This is a genomic window from Undibacterium sp. CCC3.4 (genome assembly GCF_034347425.1).
GTDB lineage: Bacteria > Pseudomonadota > Gammaproteobacteria > Burkholderiales > Burkholderiaceae_D > Undibacterium.
Map to the genome: position 1 here is coordinate 2,133,319 of NZ_CP133779.1, position 24,196 is coordinate 2,157,514.

Annotated in this window: 26 protein-coding genes; 10 read left to right on the plus strand and 16 right to left on the minus strand. The window is 53.3% G+C overall.

Annotated features, from left to right (window positions below):
• Window positions 1-268: 268 nt before the first annotated feature.
• The 5 genes from RHM61_RS09570 to asd form a co-directional block, all read right to left on the minus strand.
• A complete protein-coding gene (locus tag RHM61_RS09570) occupies window positions 269-958 on the minus strand; it encodes a TonB family protein (protein ID WP_322250884.1) in 690 nt (229 codons plus the stop codon).
• Complete coding sequence (locus RHM61_RS09575) at window positions 955-1,188, minus strand: (2Fe-2S)-binding protein (RefSeq protein ID WP_322250885.1); 234 nt, start codon at window positions 1,186-1,188, stop codon at window positions 955-957. Before RHM61_RS09575 ends, RHM61_RS09570 begins: the two co-directional genes overlap by 4 nt.
• An 18-nt stretch (window positions 1,189-1,206) precedes the next feature.
• A complete protein-coding gene (locus RHM61_RS09580; RefSeq protein WP_322250886.1) occupies window positions 1,207-1,545 on the minus strand; it encodes a hypothetical protein in 339 nt (112 codons plus the stop codon).
• 36 nt (window positions 1,546-1,581) lie between these two features.
• Window positions 1,582-1,788 (minus strand): hemin uptake protein HemP, encoded by a 207-nt coding sequence (gene hemP / locus RHM61_RS09585; RefSeq protein WP_322250887.1) that lies wholly within the window; start codon window positions 1,786-1,788, stop codon window positions 1,582-1,584.
• 167 nt (window positions 1,789-1,955) lie between these two features.
• The gene (gene asd, locus RHM61_RS09590) at window positions 1,956-2,801 is read right to left on the minus strand and encodes an archaetidylserine decarboxylase (protein WP_322250888.1); all 846 of its coding nucleotides are present in this window, start codon (window positions 2,799-2,801) and stop codon (window positions 1,956-1,958) included.
• Between the two features lie 237 nt (window positions 2,802-3,038).
• Here asd and RHM61_RS09595 point away from each other — a divergent pair, with 237 nt between their 5' ends.
• Window positions 3,039-3,587, plus strand: coding sequence for a peroxiredoxin (locus RHM61_RS09595; protein ID WP_322250889.1), 549 nt, complete (start codon window positions 3,039-3,041; stop codon window positions 3,585-3,587).
• A gap of 67 nt (window positions 3,588-3,654) precedes the next feature.
• The gene (locus RHM61_RS09600; RefSeq protein WP_322250890.1) at window positions 3,655-4,173 is read left to right on the plus strand and encodes a carboxymuconolactone decarboxylase family protein; all 519 of its coding nucleotides are present in this window, start codon (window positions 3,655-3,657) and stop codon (window positions 4,171-4,173) included.
• 25 nt (window positions 4,174-4,198) lie between these two features.
• Here RHM61_RS09600 and RHM61_RS09605 read toward each other — a convergent pair whose 3' ends face one another.
• The 3 genes from RHM61_RS09605 to RHM61_RS09615 all read right to left on the minus strand — a co-directional run bounded on the left by RHM61_RS09605 (window position 4,199) and on the right by RHM61_RS09615 (window position 6,980).
• Complete coding sequence (locus tag RHM61_RS09605; protein ID WP_322250891.1) at window positions 4,199-5,116, minus strand: MurR/RpiR family transcriptional regulator; 918 nt, start codon at window positions 5,114-5,116, stop codon at window positions 4,199-4,201.
• A gap of 305 nt (window positions 5,117-5,421) precedes the next feature.
• A complete protein-coding gene (gene mnmA / locus RHM61_RS09610) occupies window positions 5,422-6,519 on the minus strand; it encodes a tRNA 2-thiouridine(34) synthase MnmA (protein ID WP_322250892.1) in 1,098 nt (365 codons plus the stop codon).
• Window positions 6,519-6,980, minus strand: coding sequence for an NUDIX hydrolase (locus RHM61_RS09615; RefSeq protein WP_322250893.1), 462 nt, complete (start codon window positions 6,978-6,980; stop codon window positions 6,519-6,521). The genes mnmA and RHM61_RS09615 overlap by 1 nt, the downstream gene beginning before the upstream one ends.
• A gap of 452 nt (window positions 6,981-7,432) precedes the next feature.
• Between RHM61_RS09615 and RHM61_RS09620 the strand changes: the two genes are divergently transcribed.
• From RHM61_RS09620 to RHM61_RS09640, 5 genes are all read left to right on the plus strand, one after another.
• On the plus strand, window positions 7,433-8,551 hold the full coding sequence (locus RHM61_RS09620) for a Re/Si-specific NAD(P)(+) transhydrogenase subunit alpha (protein WP_322250894.1): 1,119 nt from the start codon (window positions 7,433-7,435) through the stop codon (window positions 8,549-8,551).
• 84 nt (window positions 8,552-8,635) lie between these two features.
• Window positions 8,636-8,998: an aspartate 1-decarboxylase gene (panD, locus tag RHM61_RS09625; protein WP_322250895.1), complete on the plus strand. Its 363-nt coding sequence runs from the start codon at window positions 8,636-8,638 to the stop codon at window positions 8,996-8,998.
• 80 nt (window positions 8,999-9,078) lie between these two features.
• Window positions 9,079-9,393, plus strand: coding sequence for an NAD(P) transhydrogenase subunit alpha (locus RHM61_RS09630; protein WP_322250896.1), 315 nt, complete (start codon window positions 9,079-9,081; stop codon window positions 9,391-9,393).
• The gene (locus tag RHM61_RS09635; protein ID WP_322250897.1) at window positions 9,393-10,826 is read left to right on the plus strand and encodes an NAD(P)(+) transhydrogenase (Re/Si-specific) subunit beta; all 1,434 of its coding nucleotides are present in this window, start codon (window positions 9,393-9,395) and stop codon (window positions 10,824-10,826) included. Before RHM61_RS09630 ends, RHM61_RS09635 begins: the two co-directional genes overlap by 1 nt.
• A 183-nt stretch (window positions 10,827-11,009) precedes the next feature.
• Window positions 11,010-12,392: a hypothetical protein gene (locus RHM61_RS09640; protein WP_322250898.1), complete on the plus strand. Its 1,383-nt coding sequence runs from the start codon at window positions 11,010-11,012 to the stop codon at window positions 12,390-12,392.
• 386 nt (window positions 12,393-12,778) lie between these two features.
• Here the strand turns inward: RHM61_RS09640 and RHM61_RS09645 are convergent, their stop codons facing one another.
• The gene (locus RHM61_RS09645) at window positions 12,779-12,991 is read right to left on the minus strand and encodes a hypothetical protein (protein WP_322250899.1); all 213 of its coding nucleotides are present in this window, start codon (window positions 12,989-12,991) and stop codon (window positions 12,779-12,781) included.
• Window positions 12,992-13,004: 13 nt separating this feature from the next.
• Between RHM61_RS09645 and RHM61_RS09650 the strand changes: the two genes are divergently transcribed.
• Window positions 13,005-14,336: a hypothetical protein gene (locus tag RHM61_RS09650; protein WP_322250900.1), complete on the plus strand. Its 1,332-nt coding sequence runs from the start codon at window positions 13,005-13,007 to the stop codon at window positions 14,334-14,336.
• A gap of 10 nt (window positions 14,337-14,346) precedes the next feature.
• Here RHM61_RS09650 and rocF read toward each other — a convergent pair whose 3' ends face one another.
• On the minus strand, window positions 14,347-15,258 hold the full coding sequence (gene rocF, locus RHM61_RS09655) for an arginase (RefSeq protein ID WP_322250901.1): 912 nt from the start codon (window positions 15,256-15,258) through the stop codon (window positions 14,347-14,349).
• Between the two features lie 19 nt (window positions 15,259-15,277).
• Window positions 15,278-16,363 (minus strand): ornithine cyclodeaminase, encoded by a 1,086-nt coding sequence (locus tag RHM61_RS09660; protein ID WP_323493240.1) that lies wholly within the window; start codon window positions 16,361-16,363, stop codon window positions 15,278-15,280.
• 287 nt (window positions 16,364-16,650) lie between these two features.
• Here RHM61_RS09660 and RHM61_RS09665 point away from each other — a divergent pair, with 287 nt between their 5' ends.
• Complete coding sequence (locus RHM61_RS09665) at window positions 16,651-17,106, plus strand: Lrp/AsnC family transcriptional regulator (protein WP_322250902.1); 456 nt, start codon at window positions 16,651-16,653, stop codon at window positions 17,104-17,106.
• An 8-nt stretch (window positions 17,107-17,114) separates the two neighbouring features.
• On the opposite strand, the gene RHM61_RS09670 is transcribed toward RHM61_RS09665, so the two are convergent.
• The 5 genes from RHM61_RS09670 to RHM61_RS09690 all read right to left on the minus strand — a co-directional run bounded on the left by RHM61_RS09670 (window position 17,115) and on the right by RHM61_RS09690 (window position 21,688).
• The gene (locus tag RHM61_RS09670) at window positions 17,115-17,327 is read right to left on the minus strand and encodes a hypothetical protein (protein ID WP_322250903.1); all 213 of its coding nucleotides are present in this window, start codon (window positions 17,325-17,327) and stop codon (window positions 17,115-17,117) included.
• A 71-nt stretch (window positions 17,328-17,398) separates the two neighbouring features.
• Window positions 17,399-18,553 (minus strand): FAD-dependent monooxygenase, encoded by a 1,155-nt coding sequence (locus RHM61_RS09675; RefSeq protein WP_322250904.1) that lies wholly within the window; start codon window positions 18,551-18,553, stop codon window positions 17,399-17,401.
• A gap of 4 nt (window positions 18,554-18,557) precedes the next feature.
• Window positions 18,558-19,901: an aminopeptidase P N-terminal domain-containing protein gene (locus tag RHM61_RS09680; RefSeq protein ID WP_322250905.1), complete on the minus strand. Its 1,344-nt coding sequence runs from the start codon at window positions 19,899-19,901 to the stop codon at window positions 18,558-18,560.
• Window positions 19,901-20,620: an N-acetylmuramate alpha-1-phosphate uridylyltransferase MurU gene (gene murU, locus RHM61_RS09685; protein ID WP_322250906.1), complete on the minus strand. Its 720-nt coding sequence runs from the start codon at window positions 20,618-20,620 to the stop codon at window positions 19,901-19,903. Before murU ends, RHM61_RS09680 begins: the two co-directional genes overlap by 1 nt.
• Before the next feature lie 12 nt (window positions 20,621-20,632).
• Window positions 20,633-21,688: an aminoglycoside phosphotransferase family protein gene (locus tag RHM61_RS09690; RefSeq protein ID WP_416200224.1), complete on the minus strand. Its 1,056-nt coding sequence runs from the start codon at window positions 21,686-21,688 to the stop codon at window positions 20,633-20,635.
• Between the two features lie 181 nt (window positions 21,689-21,869).
• Here RHM61_RS09690 and RHM61_RS09695 point away from each other — a divergent pair, with 181 nt between their 5' ends.
• Entirely contained in the window at window positions 21,870-24,101 is a 2,232-nt protein-coding gene (locus RHM61_RS09695; RefSeq protein WP_322250908.1) for an LPS-assembly protein LptD, read from the plus strand.
• Window positions 24,102-24,196: the final 95 nt, after the last annotated feature.

Sequence of the window (24,196 nt, forward strand, 5' to 3'; positions counted from 1 at the left end):
ATAGCAATCGTGAGCGAATTTTGCAGTCATTTTTTGCCCTTGGGCTCGAATTTAAACGCGGCGACTTTGCTGTCTCTCGTGACGGTGACGAGGTGGAGGCGCTGTTACCGTGGAATTTGCATAAGCACGATTTAGCCAGTGAAACCGTTGCTTGAATAGGTTGTTGATGATGGAGCGCTTACAACTTACCAACTATCCTGACACAGAGGGAGCTCTTCTGCTGCAGAAATAAAAGCGTCAATTTCGCCGCCAATTTTGTCACATGCCTTCAGCTATCAAGCGAAAAATTGATCACCGCCTTGGCCGCGACACTGATGGCTTTGCCGTCTTCCAAATACGGTTTGAACAGGGCGCGTAAGAGTGCATAACGGGCCGCTTCATCGAGGCGTGCGGAACCGGACGATTGATGCACCTCTACGCTATCGGCTTGGCCAGCTTCATTCACTACTACGCGCAGTATCACCTTGCCCTGTTCGCGCAAACGCCGTGACTGCGCCGGGTAAGTCGCTTGTGGTGCGCGCAGGTATTCGAGCTGGCTGATGCTTTTCGGTTCTGCGCTGGTTTTACTACTGTTGCTGGCCGTGGCTGTGACAGTCGCGACAGCCGCGCTGCTGACAGTGGGTAGTGCAGCGGCAACTGGGCCAGCGACGATAGACGTGGCAGCCGGCAGTGTGATGCTGGGGAGCTCAGGTGGTGCGATGACGGCGATGGCGGGGGCTGGCAAGGCTAGGCTGCGGCTGATCAGCGGCAACTGCGGCGGCGCCAGCGCTGGCGGGGCGGCCGGGTTGATGAAGATGGTGACGAGTTCTTTCGGCAGGCTGGGTACGGCAGTCGTCAGCATGCCTTGCTGGAGTGCGAAGATCAGGCACACGTGCAGTGCCGCGATCAGCGGGAGCGCGATCCAACGTGTGTTCGCGCGTGGCTGGCCGAGGTTGCCGGCGCAGGCGTAAGCATTCATGCCGCGACTCCTGAGAGTGGCCGGCGCTGCAAGACCAGCGGGATGACATGGGCCGGCAAGGCGCTGTTTTCATTGCATTCGCGTAAAACTTTTCGGGCGCAGCCGGCGCATTTTCCGCAGCACGTGCCAACTTGTAAATGGTGCCGCAAATCAGCCATCGTGGTGTGGCCAGCCGCACAGGCGCTGGCGATCTGGCGTTCAGAAATATTATTGCAGACGCAAACGATCATCACTGTCTCTCTTGGTCGTTAAGTGGAATGGCGTGGTGGTGTTGCGTTCATCCAAGAAAAGCGGCGCGGCTTGCTCGACTGGGGTAGTTGCGCATCGATCAGCCCGGCCCATTGCTCCGATAATTGCAAGCAAGTGGCATGCAAGACGGGGGCTAAGTTAGGCAAGGCGGTCAGGGCTTTCAAGTGACGTTCAATCACGGCGGCCAATTTGAGGCAGGCGCTGCTACCGTCGCTTTGCCGGGCATTGACGCTGTAATGCGACATCAGATGCAGTAGCGCCGAGACCAATAACTCGGGTTGCGTGCTGTGGCCGCTCGGCGTGCTGTTGAGTTGCTCGTTTGAATAAGCTAAGGACATGGCGCTTCTCCCTGTGATGATGGTGCGGGCCTGAATTCAGGCGGTCAGTATCAATTTGTTCAAGCGCGTAAGGCGCAGGTGGTAAATTTTTCCCTCGTGATCGATCTCAATTTCTCTTTCCCTTTGCATGAGTTCGCAGCTCTTGAGGCGCGGAATGCTGCCAGATATGCTGGGCCGGCACGGTTGTGGCGAGGCTGACGTCACATCGGGCTGGCAAGAAGAAGGGTGGCGCGCTTCGAGCATTCGATTCTCCTAAATCTAAATGATAACAATTCCTATTTAGGATTATAAGCGCGAGCCGATATTTTGCAAGTGCTTTTTATAGGAACGGTCGATTTTTTGTGTTGGAGTGGTCGCCGCGACGAAAAAAAACCCGGCGAACCGGGTTGGATAGAGTAGTCAGGGGAGATTCAGGCGCGTTGCGCCATCGCTTCGCCCATCACGACCGATTTTTCCGCCTGCCAAGCAGGATCGAACTGCGCGGCACCGGCCGGGAATAATAAGACCACGGTGGAGCCGAGCAGGAAGCGGCCCATTTCTTCACCTTGCTTTAATACGATCGCTTGATCGCGGTAATGCCACTCTTGGACTGCTTTGCGGCGTGGCGGGTTGATGATGCCATGCCATACCGTCGCCATACTGCCGACGATGGTTGCACCAACCAGTGTCAGGACGAAGGGGCCGTGATCAGATTCAAAAAAACACACCACCCGTTCATTGCGCGCGAATAAGCCTGGTACGCCGCGGGCCGTGGTCGGATTGACCGAAAACAAGTCGCCCGGAACATAGACCATGCGGGTGAGTCTGCCATCGCAGGGCATATGGATGCGGTGGTAGTCGCGCGGGCTCAGGTAGATAGTGGCAAAGCTGCCGTTGGCATAGTTGGCCGCCGCTGCACTGTCGCCTCCGAGCAAGGCGGTGGCTGAGTACTGGTGGCCTTTGGCTTGAAAAATTTGCCCCTGCTCGATGGCGCCGAACTGGCTGATGGCCCCGTCGACCGGGCAGACCAGTGCGCTCTTGGCTAGCGGGCGGGCATCGGCACGCAGCGCGCGGGTGAAAAACTCATTGAAGCTGGCGTAGCTGGCAATATCAGGATTGGCTGCTTCCGCCATATTGACACGATAACGGCCGATAAACCAAGTGATCAACTTGCTGGTGAGCACGCCTGCTTTGGCATTGGCAACTTTGCCGGCAAAGATAGTCAGCGCCTGTTTGGGCAAAAGGTATTGCGGTAGGACGGCAAGTCGATCAGACACGGTAGAGGCCCTGTTGAGATATCGGTCGAGAATTATAACGTTGCGCGCCAGTAAAGCGCAGTTTTTGCTCTGTTTCTGCACGAGAAAGCAGCGCAGTTGAGGTAGCTGTGGGTTTTGAATACGTTTTGCCTAAATGGTGTTTAGTTATAATCTATTGGATATTTAAAAATCATAGTGATATGCTTTATGTCATCGCGGGTCGACGGCCCGTACCAACCGCCCACTAAGGAGATTTTTATGAAAACTGTAGGTCAAAAATTAGACGCATTCAAAGTTACAGCAGCTAAGCCAGGTTTTAATCATCACGAAGAGAACGGCGTTTCCGCATTTGAAGACATCACCGAAGCCTCGTTCCCAGGCAAATGGAAAATCATTTATTTCTACCCGAAAGATTTCACTTTCGTTTGCCCAACAGAAATCGTTGAATTCGCTAAATTGACGAATGATTTCGCCGATCGCGATGCTATCCTCTTGGGTGGTTCGACCGATAATGAATTCTGCAAATTGGCATGGCGCCGTGAACATAAAGACCTCGACAAGCTCAATCACTATTCGTTTGGTGATTCCACCGGTTCCTTGGTTGACATGCTTGGCGTGCGCGATATCGCTGCCGGCGTTGCTTTGCGCGCGACTTTCATCGTCGATGCGGACAATGTCATTCAGCACGTTTCGGTGAATAACCTCAACGTTGGTCGTAACCCAACTGAAATTTTGCGCATTCTTGATGGTTTGCAAACTGATGAACTGTGCCCATGCAATCGTAGCGTCGGCGGTTCTACACTGTAAGCAAGTAGCGAGTATGATGAAACCCGCTGCGGCGGGTTTTTATCTCACTAATAGATAGGAAAAAACTATGGAATTCTTAAATTCAATTAAAAGTAAGATCCCTGATTATGCCAAGGATATTCGTCTCAATCTCGACGGCACCATCGCCCGTTCCAGCCTAGAAGGCAATGATGCCGTCGGTGTAGCGCTGGCAGCGGCCTTTGCGGCAAAAAGTAAGTTCATCATCGATGCGATACGCAGTAGTGATGCCATCAGTGCCGAAGAAATCCACGCGGCCCTGACTGCCGCCGCGCTCATGGGCATGAATAATATCTGGTACCCGTATGTGGAAATGGCGGACGATGCCGATTTGAAAACCCAGGCTGCGCAATTGCGTATGAATGCCTATGCCACCAATGGTGGGGTCGATAAGCGTCGCTTTGAAATGTATGCACTGGCAGCATCAATCGTCGGCAAATGCCACTTTTGCGTGAAATCACACTTCGAATTACTGCAAAAAGAAGGTATGTCGGTAACACAATTGCGTGATGTCGGCCGTATTGCTGCAGTAATTAATGCTGCTGCTCAAGTGATTGCAGCAGAATAAGTCTTAGTGCCTGAGCAGGCGGCGCTTATTTAACCGGGATCAGCGCTTTTTTGGCGCTGTGATTCGGGTCTTGGTATAACCAAGGCAGGACGAATTTCGTCATCTCGGAAGCCGCATGCACCGGTGCTTTAGCTTGATGCGCCACGGCGCTGCAAATGGCTTCGATCAGGCACAGGGCCGCACCTTCTGAGTTGGGTGAGAAGTGCCGCCGTGTCTGTGCATACAGCGTGACATTGGCCAGCGCCGCCAGCGGCGAACTCGGGGCATCCGTCAGTGCCAAGATAGGGACATGCTTTTCATGCAATTGGCGCAAGATGGTCACGACATCTTCGGCATAGCGTGGAAAGGAAATGCCGATGATCAAATCGCGCTCGGTGTATTTGAACAATTGCCGTGCCACGGTGGATGGCCCGCCGCTGCCTATGGTCGATTGCACAGTAGTGCAAAACGGATCAAGATTATGTGCCATCAAACCGCCGAGGAAGGCGCTGGCACCGTAGCCGACGATGTAGATGCGTTCGGCATTGAGTATCATGCGTACCGCTTGATTGCATAAATCGGTATCGAGGGCGCGCCGTGTCGCTTCTAAATTCGCCAAATCTTCATTGAGCGAACCGGCGATAATTTCGGTACTGCTGGCCGGACGGTTGACTTCGCTGCGCAAATTATCGATCGGTGCCAACATGGCTTCAAACCCACACACCAATTCGGCCCGAAATTGCGGATAACCTTCGAAGCCAAGCGCGCGCGCAAAGCGGTTCGCGGTCGCCACAGAGATGCCGACGGCATTGGCGAGTTCATCAATCGACATCGTGGCAGAACGAAACACATTGGACAGTACATAGTCCGCCGTTTTTTTATGCGCTTTCGACAAGTTCATGTAGACCTTGCCTATACGGACGTTGACTGTGCCACCAAGGGCGTTGGTATCTGGGCGATTCATGAAGATCCGTTGTGTGCGCTGTATGAAAAATACTAATGTAATTCCATCATGTCAATGTGTCATTCGGTCGAGCAAGTGGACTTGCTTTAATTCAATTGTGACATGCGTTGAGCTGAATATTTATCCGAAATATCGCTAATAGTGTAAATTATATTACATTCGAACTCGATAAACAGCGCAAAACACGCAAGTTTATCCGGCATACGATACACCAGTCTGCTGCGCTTGCGTAGATAAATTGTGACATTGTGTCTACTTGCAAATGCATACAAGCGGTGTATCGGTGTGATCAACAGCGCTCCGTTTCAGAGTCCGACGGCGTGGATAATGCCACCACCCAAGCAGACCTCACCATCATACAAGACGGCAGATTGCCCCGGAGTGACGGCCCATTGGTTTGTCTCGAAATGTAAGGCAAAACGATCTTCATCAGCGCCGAAGGTGCAGGCCATATCAGCCTGACGGTAGCGTGTTTTAGCCGCCAAGGCCGCTTGTTGCGGCGCATGTCCGGCCACCCAGCTTACTTGCCGGGCTTCCAAATCTGTCGATAATAGCCAAGGATGTTCATGACCTTGCACGGCGTACAAGGTGTTGGCCGCAATATCCTTGCGTGCCACATACCAAGCATCGCTACTGCCGTCGGCGTTTTGATGTGATTTGATGCCGCCTATCCCTATGCCTTTGCGCTGTCCCAAGGTGTAAAAACTCAAACCGACGTGCTGACCGATCAATTGCCCTTCAGGTGTACGGATATCGCCCGGCTGATAGGACAGGTAACGGTTGAGGAATTCGCGGAACGGGCGCTCGCCGATGAAGCAAATACCCGTTGAATCTTTTTTCGTGGCATTCGGCAGGCGTAATTGTTCGGCAATCTTGCGCACTTCGGTCTTGTGGATTTCACCGAGCGGAAAGAGGGTATTGGCCAGTTGTTGCTGGTTCAAACGGTGCAGGAAATAGCTTTGGTCTTTACTGGCATCCAAGGCTTTCAGCAATTGAAATTCACCATTGACTTCACGCACTCGGGCGTAGTGGCCGGTAGCGATGTAATCGGCACCGAGTTGCATGGCGTGATCGAGGAAGGCTTTGAATTTGATTTCTGCATTGCACAGCACATCGGGATTCGGGGTGCGACCGGCTTGGTATTCGCGCAGAAATTCGGCAAACACCCGATCTTTATATTCGCTGGCAAAATTGACGGCTTCGATATCGACCCCGAGCACGTCGGCCACGCTGACCGCATCGATCCAGTCTTGCCGAGTCGAGCAGTACTCGCTGTCGTCATCATCTTCCCAGTTTTTCATGAACAGGCCGATGACTTCATAGCCTTGTTCTTTGAGTAGCCACGCCGATACCGATGAATCAACGCCACCCGACATGCCTATCACGACTCTTTTTTTACGCATTATTTCGGTCCGAGTGCGCTGGGATGGGTAAACAAGAGCGACAGCGGGGCGCGTTTCCCGCGTAAAAAATCGTCTATGCATTGTAAGACCAGCGGGCTGCGATGGCGGTGTTCGCAATCGAGGATCTCGTGGTAACTCATCCACAAGGCGCGCACGATGCCGCTGTCGAGCGGGAGACCAAGGGCCGCACCGACTTCACCAGTGAAGGCAAAGCGCAGATAGGTTTGCTCGTCGGAGTGCGACAGGTAGGTACCGATGAGGGCGGTGGGCGTGAAGTCGTGCGCGCTCTCTTCCAGAGTTTCGCGGATTACGGCTTGTTCCAAGGATTCACCGGCTTCCAGATGACCGGCCGGTTGGTTGAAACGCAAGCCCTCAGGCGTTTCTTCTTCTATCATCAGAAAACGATGATCTCTTTCAATAATTGCAGCCACGGTAACGGCTGGTTTCCAAATAAGTGACATAACTTCTTTCTCGTAGCCCTATATTTTACTTTGTCGTCAAAATTTGTGTGGCAAACCAGCAAATTTGTCAGCAAATTAGTGCGTGCAGATTTGCTGCTTGTCTTGCTAATTGCCCAGTAAATGAGCACAGTGGGTGACTTTTGGTCCGTGCTTTATTATCCAGTTTTTTTATACAACATTGTTTATAAAGGGAAATATATTTTTTTCTATTAATTTTCAGGGATCTTTTCTCGTGCACCGAAGTGGTGAATAAAAAAATTCAGTAAAAAACGAACGGTTGTGCTAAAAAACATTTTACGTGTAATATCGTTGTCGAATACTAAATGTAAGATCCCAGTAAGAAATATTCGTTCACGCCAAGCCGCCCTGATGGCGAGTCGTTCATCGACGCCTGAGCGCAGACTGCTGGTATCCATGCCAAAAGAATTTATTGACTGTCAGGGAGTACATCTATGAAAATCGGCATTCCCGCCGAGACCCGGCCCGGCGAAACACGTGTCGCGGCCACCCCGGAAACTATTAAGAAGTACATTGCGGCTAAGCATGTCGTGATCGTACAAGCCGGCGCCGGTATCGCTGCCAGTATTACTGATGAGGCGTATCTGGCCGCTGGTGCCCAAATCGGCAGCGCGGCAGAGGTATTTGCCGCCGAATTGCTGCTCAAGGTGCGCGCACCGGATGCGAACGAACGGACTTTGATCAAGTCCGGCACGGTCGTCGTCGGCATGCTCAACCCGTTTGATGCCGACAATCTCGCAGCCATGGCGACACACGGCTTGACTGCGTTCGCCCTCGAAGCCGCGCCGCGCATTACCCGCGCGCAGGCTATGGATGTGCTGTCTTCACAAGCCAACATCGCCGGTTATAAGGCAGTCATGATGGCGGCCAACACCTATCAACGCTTCATGCCTATGCTGATGACGGCTGCCGGTACCGTGAAAGCGGCACGCGTGCTGATCATGGGCGTCGGGGTAGCCGGTTTGCAAGCGATCGCCACGGCCAAGCGCCTGGGCGCAGTGATCGAGGCCTCGGATGTGCGCCCACCGGTAAAAGAGCAGGTGGAGTCACTCGGTGCCAAATTCATCGATGTGCCCTACGAAACCGATGAAGAGCGTGAAATCGCCAAAGGCAGCGGCGGCTATGCGCGCTCGATGCCGGCGGCGTGGATGGAACGGCAGGCGGCCTTGGTGCATGAACGGGCCAAGCAAGCCGATATCATCATCACGACCGCCCTGATACCGGGACGGAAAGCGCCGCTGCTGATTTCCGAAGAGACGGTCATGGCAATGAAGCCGGGTTCGGTAATTGTCGATATGGCGGTTGAGCAGGGCGGTAATTGCCCCTTGTCCGAACTCGATAAAATCGTCACCAAGCATGGCGTGCATATCGTCGGCATAGCCAATTTGGCGACGCTGGTGGCGGCCGACGCTTCGGCTTTGTATGCGCGCAATGTGCTCGACTTCCTCAAGCTCATCGTCGATAAAGAGGCGGCTTTGGCCATCAACCGCGACGATGAAATCATCGCCGCTACGCTGATGTGCCACGCCGGCGAAGTCTGTAAGAAGTCATAGAAGTAAATCTTGCCGGAAAACATAGAGGTTTTGCCGGCATGGTCGTACATTTTTTAGAAACACGTATCAGAAGGTAGAACACCCATGCAAAGAAATATGCTCCGCGCCAAAATTCATCGCGCCACTGTCACCCAGTGCGATCTCCACTATGAAGGTTCATGTGGAATTGATGAAGATTTGCTCGATGCTGCCGATATCACGGAACACGAACAGATCGAGCTCTACAACGTCACCAACGGTGAGCGCTTCTCCACCTATGCCATTCGTGGCAAACGCGGCAGCGGCGAAATTTCGCTCAATGGCGCGGCGGCCCGCCGAGTTCAGCTCGGCGATCTGATGATTATTTGTACTTACGCGCCGATGACAGAAGAAGAAGCGCGCACTTACAAACCGAAGGTGGTGTTTGTTAACGCTAAGAATCAGATCAGCAGTCTTAAGGAGTATTAAGGAGTATTCAATCGGCCAGTCGGCCTTGCTGCCGGCGCCTGGTTTTGCATGTCGCATATCCCGATAACAGAGAGGACATCATGGAAGTCAGTCATACCCTTACCAATCTCATCATTTTTGTGCTGGCAATTTATGTCGGCTACCACGTGGTGTGGACGGTTACGCCCGCTTTGCATACGCCTTTGATGGCGGTGACCAATGCGATTTCAGCCATTATCATCGTCGGTGCCATGCTCGCTGCCGGCCTTACCGAAGGCTTGTTGGCGCAAGTGATGGGCACCTTGGCCGTCGCCTTGGCGGCCGTCAATGTGTTCGGCGGTTTTTTGGTGACCCAGCGCATGCTGGAAATGTTCAAGAAAAAAGAGCCGAAAAGCACGACCAAGGAGATTAAATAATGAGCATGAATTTGGTTACGATGCTGTATTTGATCGCATCGGTTTGTTTTATTCAAGCCCTCAAAGGTTTGTCGCATCCATCCACGGCCCGACGTGGGAATGCTTTCGGCATGCTCGGCATGGCGTTGGCCGTGGCAACCACGATTGCACTCATCATCAAGCTCAAGACTGAAAGTGCCGGCAATGGCCTAGGCTATGGCTTGGTGACACTCGGTGTGGTGGTCGGTGGCAGTATCGGTGCACTGCTGGCGAAACGTGTGGAAATGACGAAAATGCCGGAACTCGTCGCGGCCATGCATTCGCTCATCGGTTTGGCGGCAGTTTGTATCGCCGTGGCCGTGGTGTCTGAGCCTTGGGTATTCAACATCGTCGCCCGTGATGCACCTATCCCGTTCGGCAATCGTCTCGAATTGTTCATCGGTACTTTTGTCGGTGCCATTACCTTCTCGGGTTCGGTGATCGCGTTTGGCAAGCTCTCGGGGAAATACAAATTCCGCCTGTTTCAGGGCGCGCCGGTCAGCTTTGCCGGCCAACATCAGCTTAATCTGGTGCTGGCGCTGGCGATGTTCGGCTTGGGGATTGCTTTTTGTATCACCCAAAGCTGGACACCGTTTGCCTTGATGGCAGCCTTGGCTTTCATCCTCGGTGTGTTGATCATCATTCCTATCGGCGGCGCCGATATGCCGGTGGTGGTTTCCATGCTCAACAGCTATTCCGGTTGGGCGGCAGCGGGGATCGGGTTTTCACTCAATAACTCCATGCTCATCATTGCCGGTTCCTTGGTCGGTTCCTCCGGTGCGATTCTGTCTTACATCATGTGTAAGGCGATGAACCGTTCTTTCTTCAATGTCTTGTTGGGCGGTTTCGGTGGTGCGCCGGCGGCGGCGCAAACTGGTACCCAGGCGGCACGCAATGTCAAATCCGGTTCCGCCGATGACGTCGCGTTCTTGCTCGGTAATGCAGAGACGGTGATCATCGTTCCTGGTTACGGTCTGGCGGTCGCGCGTGCGCAGCATTCCTTGAAAGAATTGACGGAAAAACTGACGCACAAAGGTATTTCGGTCAAGTATGCGATTCATCCGGTGGCTGGGCGTATGCCGGGTCACATGAATGTTTTGTTGGCGGAAGCAGAGGTGCCTTACGATCAAGTGTTCGAGATGGAAGACATCAACAATGAATTCGGCCAGGCCGATGTGGTACTGGTACTCGGTGCCAATGACGTCGTCAATCCTGCCGCCAAAGATCCGAAATCAGCCATCGCCGGCATGCCGATTTTGGAAGCGTACAAAGCCAAAACCGTTATCGTCAACAAGCGTTCGATGGCGTCTGGTTACGCTGGTCTCGACAATGAATTGTTTTACATGGATAAAACCATGATGGTGTTTGGCGATGCGAAAAAAGTGATTGAGGATATGGTTAAAGCGATCGAGTAAGCGATGCTGATTAAAATCGGTGCGCGTCATTGCGCGTGCCGGCTGAGGGGGCACCTGTGTGGAACAGTGTGTCCCCTTTTTTTTGCGCCCTCGTCGCACCAGGAATAGCTTTTTTCTGAAAGCTTTTCTTGCTGCATCGATGCAAAATTAAGATTTATTATGTGCTGACCTTCCAGAGAGCCTATGCCAAAATTTGTTTTTTATGCGGCACCACCGCGTGCTGCGACGACGTTTCATATTGAGAATCATCCCCCGGCGGCACCGCCGCGTGGCTTGGCACAGACCCAAGCGGTGTCGAACTCGACATTGAGCGTGCCTGCCCGCAGTGAGGGGGCACAGCAAAAAAAGACCAAGTCTTTTTTCTCTCGACTCAAAGCCGTGTTTAGTGGTCGCGGCACGCATTCGCCACGCTCTGCCGCTGCACCCACTGTCAGACATGCGCTGGCCTTGACACCGCAAGGCGCGGCGGTTGGCCGCGATAATGCATTTTATGGTCAGATTACTTTTAGCAATATCATGCCCAAACACTTGCCAGAGCCTAGCGAAGTGACACCACCAAGCAGCAGAACGGTAAGCGAAGCCTTGGTCGATATGGTGGCACTGATCGAAGCCAGTACGGAAATCGGAGAAATCACCAAATGTGAGATGGGAGGGACGTTGCGAAGCCATTTCCTTGCGGGCGGGGTGTCACAAAACAGTTTAAAAAATTTATATACGGTATGGGCCGCCAAGTACGCACGCAGCACGGGCGAGTTGTTACCCAGCATTCAAGCACTGGTCGATTCTGCCGATAAGAAGCTTGCTCTGGATAAACAGAATGATCAATACTACTGCCAACTGTTCGAACGCGAACTGGCGTGCGATTTACTCGCCCGTCCCAATTCGGGCATGCTGCAAATCAGCCAAAACATCAAAGATTATATGCTCGCTGATATGGCTTGCTACGATGAGGCGGGACAAAATTACATCAGTCTGCTGGTCCGTGAGCACATGGCACAAGATCAGGCCGAGTACTTAACAAGTATCCCTGAGGCGGCGCAGTTCATTGCGCAACCTTCGCCGTTTGGTTTGATTAACATGCTCAATACCGACTCTGTGCACGCCATCCCTTTGGTGTTGGCGACCGCACTCCGATATCTGCTGTGCGCGCCGCAGTGCGCGAAAATAGTCAATGATGCGCATCAATTTTATACGGATGTCATCCTGACGAGCCGCAGTTTGCACGTCGCCAGTGACAAAGACCAAGAGCTCGGCATGGCAGGCTGTAATAATTTATTGAATTTTCTATTCCATGAGATTGAAGAACAGTGTCCTGGGTTTTCTATGGAACAGGCAACCCTGATGACAGCGGCATATTTTTCTTTCGTCGGAGGGCAAGCCTTGAATGATACCTTCGCCGTTTTTGCCCATCACAGCAAGCAAAATTTCAAACCTTTCTCTTATAAAGCATTGAGTTACAACAGCGATGTCGCGCCTGCGGTCGATCATGCCTACCAAAAACTTGTTAAGGTGTCGGCAGAAATACAGCAACTAAACGTCAACAGAAGCCAGGAGTCGGTCGCGTAAGTCTGACGGAAAACACAGCATGCTGCGTTATTCCCACATGCCTTTGACTGATCGTTACCCATAAGTTTTAACAATGTGCGCCATTCCCCCGGGCCCTCTCTTGGCCGTTTCCGCCAGCGCGAAAATGACGAATTGGGCGACTGGGGGGATGCGTAATTGAGCTGAATGTGGGTAATGATCAGCCAAAAGGGCACGCGAATGTCTCGATGCAGTCTTCAGTACTTTGAAATAAATTTTCTTTGGTTTTTTGGTACCAGTCCGATTGTTGCATCTTTTTTTAATCCCTAAAATTGCTGTGAGCTAAAGACTTTAACGCAGCAACTCGCTCAGCGACGCCTTTATTACTTCGATCGAGCAAGGGAAATTCACATCATCATGTCTCACATTCACTCTTTTTCCAGTTCGATGTCGGCGCTGTTTCGCCGTGCCACCGATACCATCAACGGCGATAAAAGTCCTGGCACCGGTGTTAAAACTTTTGTTGCGGCGAAAAATAGCGAGGTGCGCGTCAGCGCACCCTCGTTGAAGCCGATGCAGCCAATCAAATCTGCATTTTTCCAGCAGATCAGAGCGCTTTCCAGTCTGACAGGTGGCCACAAGGCGAGAGAGAGAATGGAACGTGAGCTAATCGGAAAAAGCATTGCGCCGCAAATTGCAGAAAAAACTATGCATCAAATACGTTACGATGGCTTTGGGGTGATTCAAAATGTGCACGGAAAATTGAGTCAAGCCGATTACACGCTGTTACGCAATCATATTGTGACGCCTTTAAGCGCAACACCGATTAAGCATGAAGCCGGGAAAATCAGAACGGCCGGCGAAGCACTGATAGACATCGCGGCAGCATTGGAAAAAAGTAGCGAACTAAGCCCTGAGACCAAGTCGCAGGTAGGATTGGCGCTAAAAAATGATTTCCTATCACGCGATTTTTCTGCCGAGAGTTTAACGACGCTGCGTGATGCGATCGCCAGCCAATATGCTGATCAGGCGAAAGATATTCTCGCAAGCATAGATCGCATGATCGCTTCCATTGATAAAGAATTTCACGTCACTCGGCATAATGATAATTACTACGGACGCTTGTTTGAGACCGAGTTATCCAGTCACTTGGTGCTGCACCCGAATGCAGACATGCTTGCTGCTGGAAAAATGATTGCCGATTACGTAAGCAAAGATTTTCAAGCGCATAGCAAGTCGGCGCAATCGGAGATTTGCCAATACGTTGTCGACATCATGAAGAAAGATTGTCCGGCATGGCGGACTGACATGCTGGAAGCGAATCAATTTATTGCCAGCAGCACGCCGAAAAATTTCATGGCGATGCTGGCATGCGAAGACGCATACAGCCTTCCTTTGCTGCTGGCGCTGGCGGTTAAATATACTAATTGCGCGCCTAGCTTGAGCGGTATGCTGGCTGAGGCAAGCAAGCTCTATGTCAATGTCATCACGCGACAACGCTTGCTTGTGCGGGTGAATAATTCAGCCGAGCAATCGCAGCGTCACGGTGTCATGCTGCATTACCAGAAACAGGCCGCGAGCGCCGAATTACATCTTGGTCAGGGTGAACGACCAATCGACCGGTATCAATTGCCGGTAACCAACCTGACCGGTCACAATCAGGCGGCGCTGCACAGCGAAACGCCGGTTGCTGTTGGTATGTCGGGGAGTAGCAATATTTTGAAACACTTATTCAAAAAAATAGCAACGGCTTCTCCTGCTTTTCCTACGGAACAGGCACAGTTAATGACCGCAGCCTATTTGACCTTCAGCGGCGGCCACACCTTCAACGAAGCCTACACGGTGTTCAACTATGAAAGTAATCGCTACTTTGCCCCGCTGTCGTATCAAAAGCTACAAGAAAATCCGGGCGCAACGGCCGCTGTCGACCATGCTTACCAACAGTTACTATTGCATGCGCAAGGGTTGAATGAGGCCAAGTCTTGATTTCGAAAAATTAACGCCGTACCAGCGTCGATTTGCCGAACAAGCTCTCGATCAAGTCGACCGCTAACATCGCCGTTTGGTTACGCACATCGAGGGCAGGATTGAGTTCGACTAAATCGAGCGAAGCCATCATGCCGGTATCGGCGATCATTTCCATGCACAGTTGCGCTTCGCGGTAAGTCGGCCCGCCCAATACGGCGGTGCCGACGCCGGGCGCGATGCCGGGGTCGAGGCAATCCATATCGAAGCTCACATGCAGGTGGGTGTCGGCATCGAGTCCGGCCAGTACCGAAGTCATCACATTGCGCATGCCGTGCTCGTCGATGTAACGCATGTCGAACACTTGCATGCCCATTTCATCGATGAATTTTTTTTCGCCGGCGTCGACACTGCGGATGCCGATCAGGCGAATGTCGTCGGGCTGCATGGCCGGGGTGTGTCCGGCATACCCGATCAATTCTTTCGGACCATGTCCCATCAGGCAGGCCACCGGCATGCCGTGGATATTTCCGGTCGGGCTGATGGTCGACAAATTACTGTCGGCGTGGGCATCGAACCAGAGCACGCGTAATTTTTTACCAGTGCTACGGCAATGCGCGGCGACCGCGCTGATCGAACCGATGGCCAGGCAGTGATCGCCCCCCAACATCATCGGCAAATGGCCATTGCGCAGGGCCAGTTCGACCGCATCATAGACTGCCTGATTCCAGTCTATTGCCTGGCGCAGATGGCGCAAACCATTGACGGCCGGTTCCCAGGGATTGGCCGGGCCATGCAAGTTGCCATGGTCTATCACTTGCAGACCACGGGCGCTCAAAGCTTCATTGAGGCCGGCCACGCGCAAGGCGTCCGGGCCCATACCGGCACCGCGTACACTGGCACCGACATCGGTCGGTGCGCCAATCAGGGAAATGGTTTTCATTCTTTTATCGTTTCTATAGTCAAGCGTGTATCGGTAGTTCGGTGGCGTTACCAGCGGTTTGAGTCGGTGTGCTGGTCGCGGCAGCGACTTGTGTTGCCATTCCCATGCCGTACAAATCTTTCGGGTTCATCATTTCCGGAATCAGATCGAGCAGGGCCGAGGTTTTTTGCATCACATATTTTTCAAGATAGCGCATGGCGGAAAAATCTTCGAGCGCAAAGCCGACCGAATCAAACACCGTGACTTGCTCGGCATTGCTGCGGCCGCTGGCGCTGCCGGCCAGGATAGTCCACAGTTCGGTGACGGCGAAATCGGCCGGCATTTGCTGCAATTCGCCTTCCATACGCGATTGTGGCTCATATTCGACTACGACGTGAGCGCGTTGCAGGATATCGGCATGTAATTCGGTCTTGCCCGGGCAATCGCCGCCGACGCCATTGATATGCATACCGGGGCGTATCATTTCGGGGGTCAGGATGGTGGCATTGGTTTTGTCGGCCGTGACGGTAGTGACGATGTCGGCACCGAGTACGGCAGCGGCGACCGAAGCGGCGCGGATCACGCGCAGTTGTGGGTAAGCGCGCAGATTATGTATCAGTTTGTCGGTGGCCGCCGGATCGACGTCATACACGCGTAATTCTTCTATTCCCAGCATGGCGTGGAAGGCGATGGCTTGGAATTCGCTTTGTGCGCCGTTGCCGATCAGTGCCATGCTGCGGCTGTTCGGCCGCGCCATGTAGGTAGCAGCCAAGGCTGAGGTAGCGGCTGTGCGCAGAGCGGTGGTCAGGGTCAGTTCTGAGAGCAAACGCGGATAGCCGGTATCGACATCGGCCAAGACGCCGAAGGCGGTCACGGTTAATAAGCCGGCTTGGGTGTTTTTCGGGTGACCATTGACATACTTGAAGGAATAATTTTTACCATCTGAAATAGGCATCAATTCGATCACCCCATCGGCTGAGTGATTCGCCACGCGGGCCGATTTATCAAACATTTCCCAACGCAGATAATCTTCTTTAATCATTTGCGCCATGCGGGTGATCGCGGTTTCCGGCGTGACCAGACGTAAGTGGGTTTGCATTTCTTGAGTGCCGATGAAAGTGACCATGGTGTTCTCCGTATAGTGTATGAAAGACGGAACATTGTCAGTGGGGTAGATTGCTGCCCCGGAAGCCGTTGCGAAATTATTTCACATTTCGCAAGAGCCTCAGTGCGCCAGGCGCGACTGTGATCGACTTGTTCCTGCCTTTATTGTAGCCATGACAGAGAAAATAAGATTGCTAAATTCTCTTTGATATTGATTAAATTAGAAATTTAATTTCATGTAATTAAAAATAATGAATTTAAATTACATAAATATGCATTATCATAAAATTTCATGAAAAAGGAGCCGATATGGATGCCTATGATTTGAGTATTTTGCGCTGTCTGCAGAGTGATGGCCGCATGAGTAATTTGAATTTGGCCGAGCGGATTCATTTATCGGCACCGCAAACCTTGCGACGCGTGCGTACTTTAGAAGAGAAGCAGATTATTCGCGGCTATGTAGCGCAGGTGGCACCGGCGGCGGTAGGGCTGGGGGTGATGGCGTTTGTGAATTTATCGCTCGATCGCGAGCAATTTCGCAATGTGCGTGAAGTGGAACGACAACTGCGCGCGTTTACCGAAATTATCGAATGCCATACGATTTCCGGCGACTTTGATTACATACTCAAAGTGGTGGCGGCGGACCTGAAGAGCTTGTCACAATTTCTGACTGACACGCTCATGCAGGTACCGGGGGTGGCGTCGCTGCGTTCGATGATCTGCATGGAAGAGATCAAGCCGAGCAGCGGTTTGCCGATTAACTGAAACCGCGATCAGTGCGAAGCAGCGAAACGCAGTGCGAACTTTTTGAAGTGGCGATAGCTGGCACCGAGTTTTTGCAAGGCATCGAGCGATTCAGTCAGTGACTGGCCTTCTTCGCTGAAGTTCAGGCGGAATTCTTCAAAGGCTGATTCGAGTACGGTCGCGAGTTGGTGGTTGACCAGGCGGCTGTAATTGTAATGGCGACGTTTAGTGCGTAATTTCATATTGATCCTCAGTGAAGGTGGATAGGTGCGGACGGCAGTGTACCGGATCCCTCATTTTTTTGTAATAATTCTCAGCGCCAGCCATAGATCATTTGTTCGGCCAGCAGCCGTTTGCCCGGTTTGATGAGGTCGAGCGCACCGAGACCGAGTCCTAACAGGCTCTGGGCGATACTGCCATCGCCACCGACGGTAAACACCCGCGCCAGCGTATCGGTGAGGCCGATGGTGAGGGCGCGGTCTTGACGGCGTGCGGCGATGAAGCTGGCCAAGGCGGTCTCGGCTGCTTGACGACTCAGGCACTGGGCTAAGATAAAGCTGTCGCGCAGCCCTAGATTGAGGCCTTGACCGGCTACCGGATGCAGCGCCTGGGCGGCATTGCCAATGGTGAGTGTGCGCGCACTGACATGGGTCTGGGCATTGAGCCCGAGCGGGTAACCGACCCGCTCCGATACCTGCAGCATGTCGCCGAGACGCTCGCCGAACGCTGCTTGTAAGGCGTGCAGGAAGTCGGCCGAATTTTTTTGCAGCAGCATTTCTGCCGTCGCCGGACGCACGCACCAGACCAAGGCGTAGCCATCGTCCTGCGGCAGCAGGGCCAGCGGGCCTTGCTCGGTGAAACGTTCGAAGGCGCGTCCCGGCAGCGGCATGCTGCAACGGATATGGGCAATGATCGCGGTTTGTTGATAATCGCGCCGCTGACTGCGTTGCGCTTGCTCGGCAAAATTGCCACCTTCGGCTTGAATCAGCACGCCGGCACGGAATGTGGTCGACGCGCTGGCGCTGTCTGGGCGCAGACTGAGCTCAACATGCTCGGCCGTTTCCGTGAGCTGTTCCAGCCGCAGCGGTCGCAGCACGGCGATGCCGGCCTTGGCCAGCGCTTGCTGCATCGGTGCGATGATGTCGCCATAGCGCGCCACATAGCCGAGCGCCGGCACGTGGTAGTCGCTGGCGCGTAGCAAACTGCGGCCGAAGTGGCCACGGCGCGAGACATGAATTTCATGTATCGGTGTCGCCGCAATCGGCAGGCAGCCGGCCGCTTGCAGGATTTGCCAACTGCCGTGTGCCAGCGCGATGGAGCGGGCATCTTGTTCGGCTTGCTCGGCACTGCGGGCATCAAACAAGCCTATCCGCGCCGCTGGCATGCCATGCTGGTGCAATAACAAGGCCAGGCTCTGCCCAACTGGGCCGGCACCGCAGATGGCAATATCGAAATCGCTGGTTGTCATCGGTTCAGCGTGCACGCATTTGGGCTTCAATCTCTTCCACCGTTTTCGGGGTGGCTCGGCTGAGATCGAGGTGGCCTTCGGCGGTGATCAGAATATCATCTTCGATGCGGATGCCGATGTTCCAGAAGCGTTCCGGTACTTGTTCGGTTGGGCGCACATATAAGCCCGGTTCGATGGTGATGACCATGCCGGCTGCCAGCGGACGATACGGTGTGTCTGCACCTTCCTTGCAATGATAACGGCCGACATCGTGCACATCGAGACCGAGCCAATGGCCGGTCGAATGCATGTAAAACTGTCGATAGGCAGCGCTGGCGATGGCATCATCGAGCGTGCCGACGCGGTTCTTATCGAGCAAGCCGACGTCGAGCATGCCTTCGGTCAGCACGCGCACGGCGGCATGGTGACCATCGATATAGCGTGCGCCCGGATGGGCACAGGCTAGCGCCGCTTGCTGCGAGGCCAGCACGATTTGGTACAGGGTCTTTTGCGGCGCACTGAATTTGCCGTTGGCCGGGAAGGTGCGGGTGATGTCGGCGGCATAGCTGTCAAATTCACAACCGGCATCGATGAGAATCAGATCGCCGTCACGGATTTGCGCCCGATTACTTTGATAATGCAGCACGCAGGCATTGGCACCGGAGGCGACGATACTGCCGTAAGCCGGGGCTTGGGCACCACGATGGAGGAATTCATGCAGAATTTCTGCCTCGAGCTGGTATTCGAATTGACCCGGTGCGGCGTAACGCATGGCGCGCGCATGGGCGTCACCGGCGATACTGGCAGCGGTTTGCATGAGGGCGATTTCTTTGTCGTCTTTAAATAGCCGCATTTCATCGATCAAGCGCCGCACATCGTCAGTCTGGCTCGGCGCTTGCACACCGCTGCGCGCACGTCCACGGACTAAGTCCAGACTTTGTTGCAGTTCGCTATCGAGCCGGGGCTCGGCGGCGTTGCTGTAAAACACGGTAGCAGCGTTAGCCAAGTAATCGGCTAACTTTTCCGTCAAGACCGACAGCGGCCAGGCGGCATCGAGCCCGAACACCTCTTGTGCCGCCGCCGGGCCGTAGCGAAAACCATCCCAAATTTCTCGTTCCGGATTTTTTTCGCGACAAAACAGGATGCTGTGCGCCTGTTCTGCGGTGGCAAGCAAGACCAGCACGGCATCCGGCTCCATGAAACCGGACAGATAGTAAAAATAGCTGTCATGCCGGAATGGATAGTGATTGTCGCTATTGCGTATTACTTCGCGCGCGCTGGGGATAATCGCGACGCCACCACCTTGGGCTTGCATCAAAGAAAGTAAGCGCAGGCGACGGGCCTTAAATTCGGAGCAATTCGGGTTCATCAGCTGTCCTGGTTAAGCTTGAGTGGAGCATTGAGGGCGGCCAATTGTTCCGGCGTGCCGACGTTATGCCAGATACCGCGATACAGTTCGCCGCCGATGCGACCACTCTCTATGTGTTGCGTCAATAAAGGGCCGAGTTTGGCATGGCTGCCGGCTTCAATGCTGGCAAACAGTTCCGGTCGGTACACCCCGATATTCGCAAAAGTATGGCGATCTTCCTTGTGATTGGACAATCCCATCAGGCTTAAGGCAAAGTCGCCGTGCGGATGGAAGGGCGGATTTTTGACCATATACAACCATGCCAAGTCGCGCGTCTCGGCTGCCAGCGGCGTGCCCCAAGGGTCATTCTCTTCCAGCGTGTTCAGACATGCGCGGAAATCAAAATGCGGAATATAAATATCGGCTGACACCACCAAAAATGCTGCGTTACCGAGTAAGGGCAAGGCTTGTGCGATACCGCCGGCGGTTTCGAGCGCCGTCGTTTCCGGTGAATACTGCAACCGTGCACCGAACTGACTGCCATCGCCAAGGCTGTCTTCGAGCATGGCCCCAAGATGGGCATGGTTGATAACGATGTCGTGGATGCCAGCCTTGACCAAGTTCAAAATGTGCCAGACGATCAAGGGCCGACCGCGCACCTTGAGCAAAGGTTTCGGGCAGGTATCGGTCAGTGGGCGCATTCGTTCGCCGCGTCCGGCGGCCAATAACATGGCTTTCATGGTGGGGCGACCTTAAAAAGTATAGCCGACTGCCGGCGCGGTATTTTCCAATTCATCGAGCAAACGCAGCAGCGGTACCAATTCCTTGTAGCGATGCGTGGTTTTGCGTATATATTCCATCACTACCGGCATGTCGGCGAGGAATTGATTCTTGCCATCGCGGACAGACAGGCGCGCAAAGATGCCGAGTATCTTTAAGTGGCGTTGCAAGCCCATCCATTCGAAGTCGCGGTAAAAACTGTCAATATCGGCTGCCACCGGCAAGCCGGCGCGCCGTGCTTTTTCCCAATAGCGTATGGCCCAGTCGAGTACCAGTTCTTCATCCCATTGCACGTAGGCATCGCGTAACAGCGATACCAAGTCATAGGTGATCGGGCCGTACAGCGCGTCTTGAAAATCGACGATGCCGGGATTGCCTTTTTCCATGGGTATCAAATTGCGCGAGTGGTAATCGCGATGCACAAAGACTTGTGGCTGTGCAATAGCGTTGGCGCTCAGATGCTCGAACACTTTATCCAGGGTCTGGCTTTGCGCCGGTGTCAGGGTCAGACCCAGATGTTGGCCGATATACCATTCGGAAAATATGCCGAGTTCACGCATCAGAAAGGCGCGATCGTATTCCGGTAATTGCTCGGGCTGGCTTTGCGCTTGCATCAAGATCAAGCTGTCGATGGCGTCGAGATACAATTTGTGGGCGCTGTCATGGTTGAGCACTTGGGCATAGGTTTGCGTGCCGAGGTCACTGACGAGTAAAAAACCTTGCTCTAAATCATGGGCTAACACGTCCGGTACGCTGAGCGACAATTGTTTGAACAGCGTTGCTACTTTAATATAATTGGCCGAATTTTCAGTGGCCGGCGGCGCGTCGATGGCAATCAAGCTGCGGCCATCGCTGCTGTCGAGCCGGTAAAATTGGCGAAAACTGGCGTCGGCCGAGGCCAAACGCAAGCTATCGAGCTGCAAATGCGGCGTAGTCAGGGTCGCCAGCCAATCTTGTAAAGCGAGGCGGCGCGCCGTTTTTGTGTCAGACAAAGATGCAAAAGAGGCAGAAGCTGGGGTAGAAGGCATGGGTAAATGGGTCGCTCAATGAGTTTGTGTGCAAGCTAAGGATTGTTTCTGCAGCATTTCACCTATAATAAGCGACTGATTTGTGGCGCTTGTCTCAATGACACCGTCTCTACCAGCCGCCAAACGCTTACTAAAAACCGAATACATGCGCAGGAAATCCGTATTATCTCACTCACCGCTGATGTTTCCTACTATACCGGCAATTCTCGTGTCGGTATTGGTTCCCGCATTCTATTCACAGGTGCAAGCTCAAACCTTGCCGCCGTTCACGGGGCCAGCAACACAGCAGTTTGATTTCGAACAAGATCGTCTCGGACGTCAGCAAACTAATCCACTGCGCGCCGACGATAAGGATGCGCCCACCGTGGTGCGCGCCGAGCAGACTTTTGGCCGCCCGGAACGCGATATCCAATTTCAAGACAATGTGGAAATCGTCAAGGGTGGTACCACCATGACGTCGGACAAGGCCAGCTATTCATTTATCGACGATGAGTTCGCGGCCAGTGGCAAGGTGCGCATGGATCGCTATGGCGATTGCTATAAAGGCGACAGCTTGCATCTGCAACTGAGCACCAGCTTCGGCAATTTGATTAATGGCAGCTATAAGTTACTGAAAAGTAATGCTCAGGGTGAAGCGGAGCGCATCGATTTTCTTGATGATGAACGCTCTATCGTCCATAACGGCACGTACAGCACCTGCGATGGGCCCGATCCGGACTGGTACTTACGCACCAATACGCTCGATCTCGACAGCGGACTCGATGTTGGCGTGGCCGGCAGATCGGTGCTGTATTTCATGGGGACGCCTATCTTGGCGACGCCGTCGCTGAGTTTCCCGCTTTCCGGGGCGCGTCATTCCGGCTTTTTGCCGCCGGTGGTCGGGGCTTCGTCTAGCGGCGGGGCCGAGTTCGGCTTACCGTATTACTTTAATATTGCACCGAATCGCGATTTCACCCTTTATCCTAAGTTCATAGCTAAACGTGGTTTGCAACTGGGTGCAGAAGCGCGTTATCTCGATCCCTCTTATCGCGGTGAAACCACCATCGAAGGCATACTCGACGATAAAGTGACCAAGAGCAATCGGTATGCGATTACCTCGGTGCATGAGCAAACGCTGATGCCCGGCTTGGCGCTGGCATGGAATTACAATGCCGCCTCTGATGATAATTATCCGGCCGACTTCTCCAATTCGATCACCAAAACCTCGCAGCGCTTGCTGTTGCGCGATTTATCCTTAACTTATGCTCCCGCCTCGTTTTGGAACGTGACCTTCCGCACTACCAATTACCAAGTGCTGCAGGATGTGACCGCCCCGATTGCTCGGCCGTATGACCGTCTGCCGCAGTTGCAATTGCATGCAGAGCAATATGATGTCATGGGTTTTGACTGGTCGCTCGATACCACGCTCACCCGCTTCTGGCATCCTGATTTGCTGCGTGGTGATCGCTTGGTGGTCAATCCGAAATTATCGCTGCCATTGGTGCAGCCTGGCTATTTTGTGATTCCGCAAATCAGCTTGCATGCGGCGAATTATCAACTGGCCAATCAGATTGCCGGTCAGCCTAGCGGCATGCAAAGTGTCGTGCCGACTTTTGCGATCGATAGTGGGCTGGTGTTCGAACGGCAGTCCAACTTGTTTGGCCAACCGGTCACGCAAACGCTGGAACCGCGTTTGTTCTATGTTCGTACCCCCTATGTCGACCAATCGGCCTTGCCAAACTTTGACAGTGGCGACGCCGATTTCAATTTTTCGCAGATTTTCAGCACCAACCGCTTTACCGGTGATGATCGAGTAGGTGATTCGAATCAAATTACGGCGGCACTGGTTTCGCGTTATCTGGAAATGGATGGCGAGGAATTGATGCGCTTAGCTATTGGCCAACGCTTTTATTTCAACACGCAAAGAGTGACGCTCGATACCACGTTCGCCCCTAGCCGTTCGGATTTGTTGCTGGCGGCGACGGCGAAAGTGTCGAAAAGCCTGACTGCTGATGCCGCTTTGCAATTTAGTCAGAGTAGTAACCAATCTGTACAGGCCAGCTATGGTGTGCGTTGGCAGCCGGAACCGAAGAAGGTCTTGAATCTGGCCTACCGCTTTCAGCGCGACACTTTGGAGCAGATCGATATCTCCGGTCAATGGCCGGTGGCTGATCGCTGGTATGCCGTGGGACGCTCGAATTATTCCTTGATGGATAAGAAGATCGTCGATGGCTTGGTTGGGTTTGAATACAAAGCCGATTGTTGGGCCCTGCGTTTTGTGCTGCAACGCTTTGCCATCAACAGTGTGAGCAATAATTCAGGGTTTTCGATACAGCTCGAGTTGAGTGGTCTGGCGCGTTTAGGCGTGGGAAATAATCCGATTGAAGCATTAAAACGCAATATTTCCGGTTATCAAGCTATCAGTGAGCGTTAAGTAAGCCAGATTTATCAGGGGGTTGGCGGTTTTCTTCGCAGACAAGCGCTGGCTGCTTGTTTGTGAAATCGACACTAACGTGTATATTGCAACTT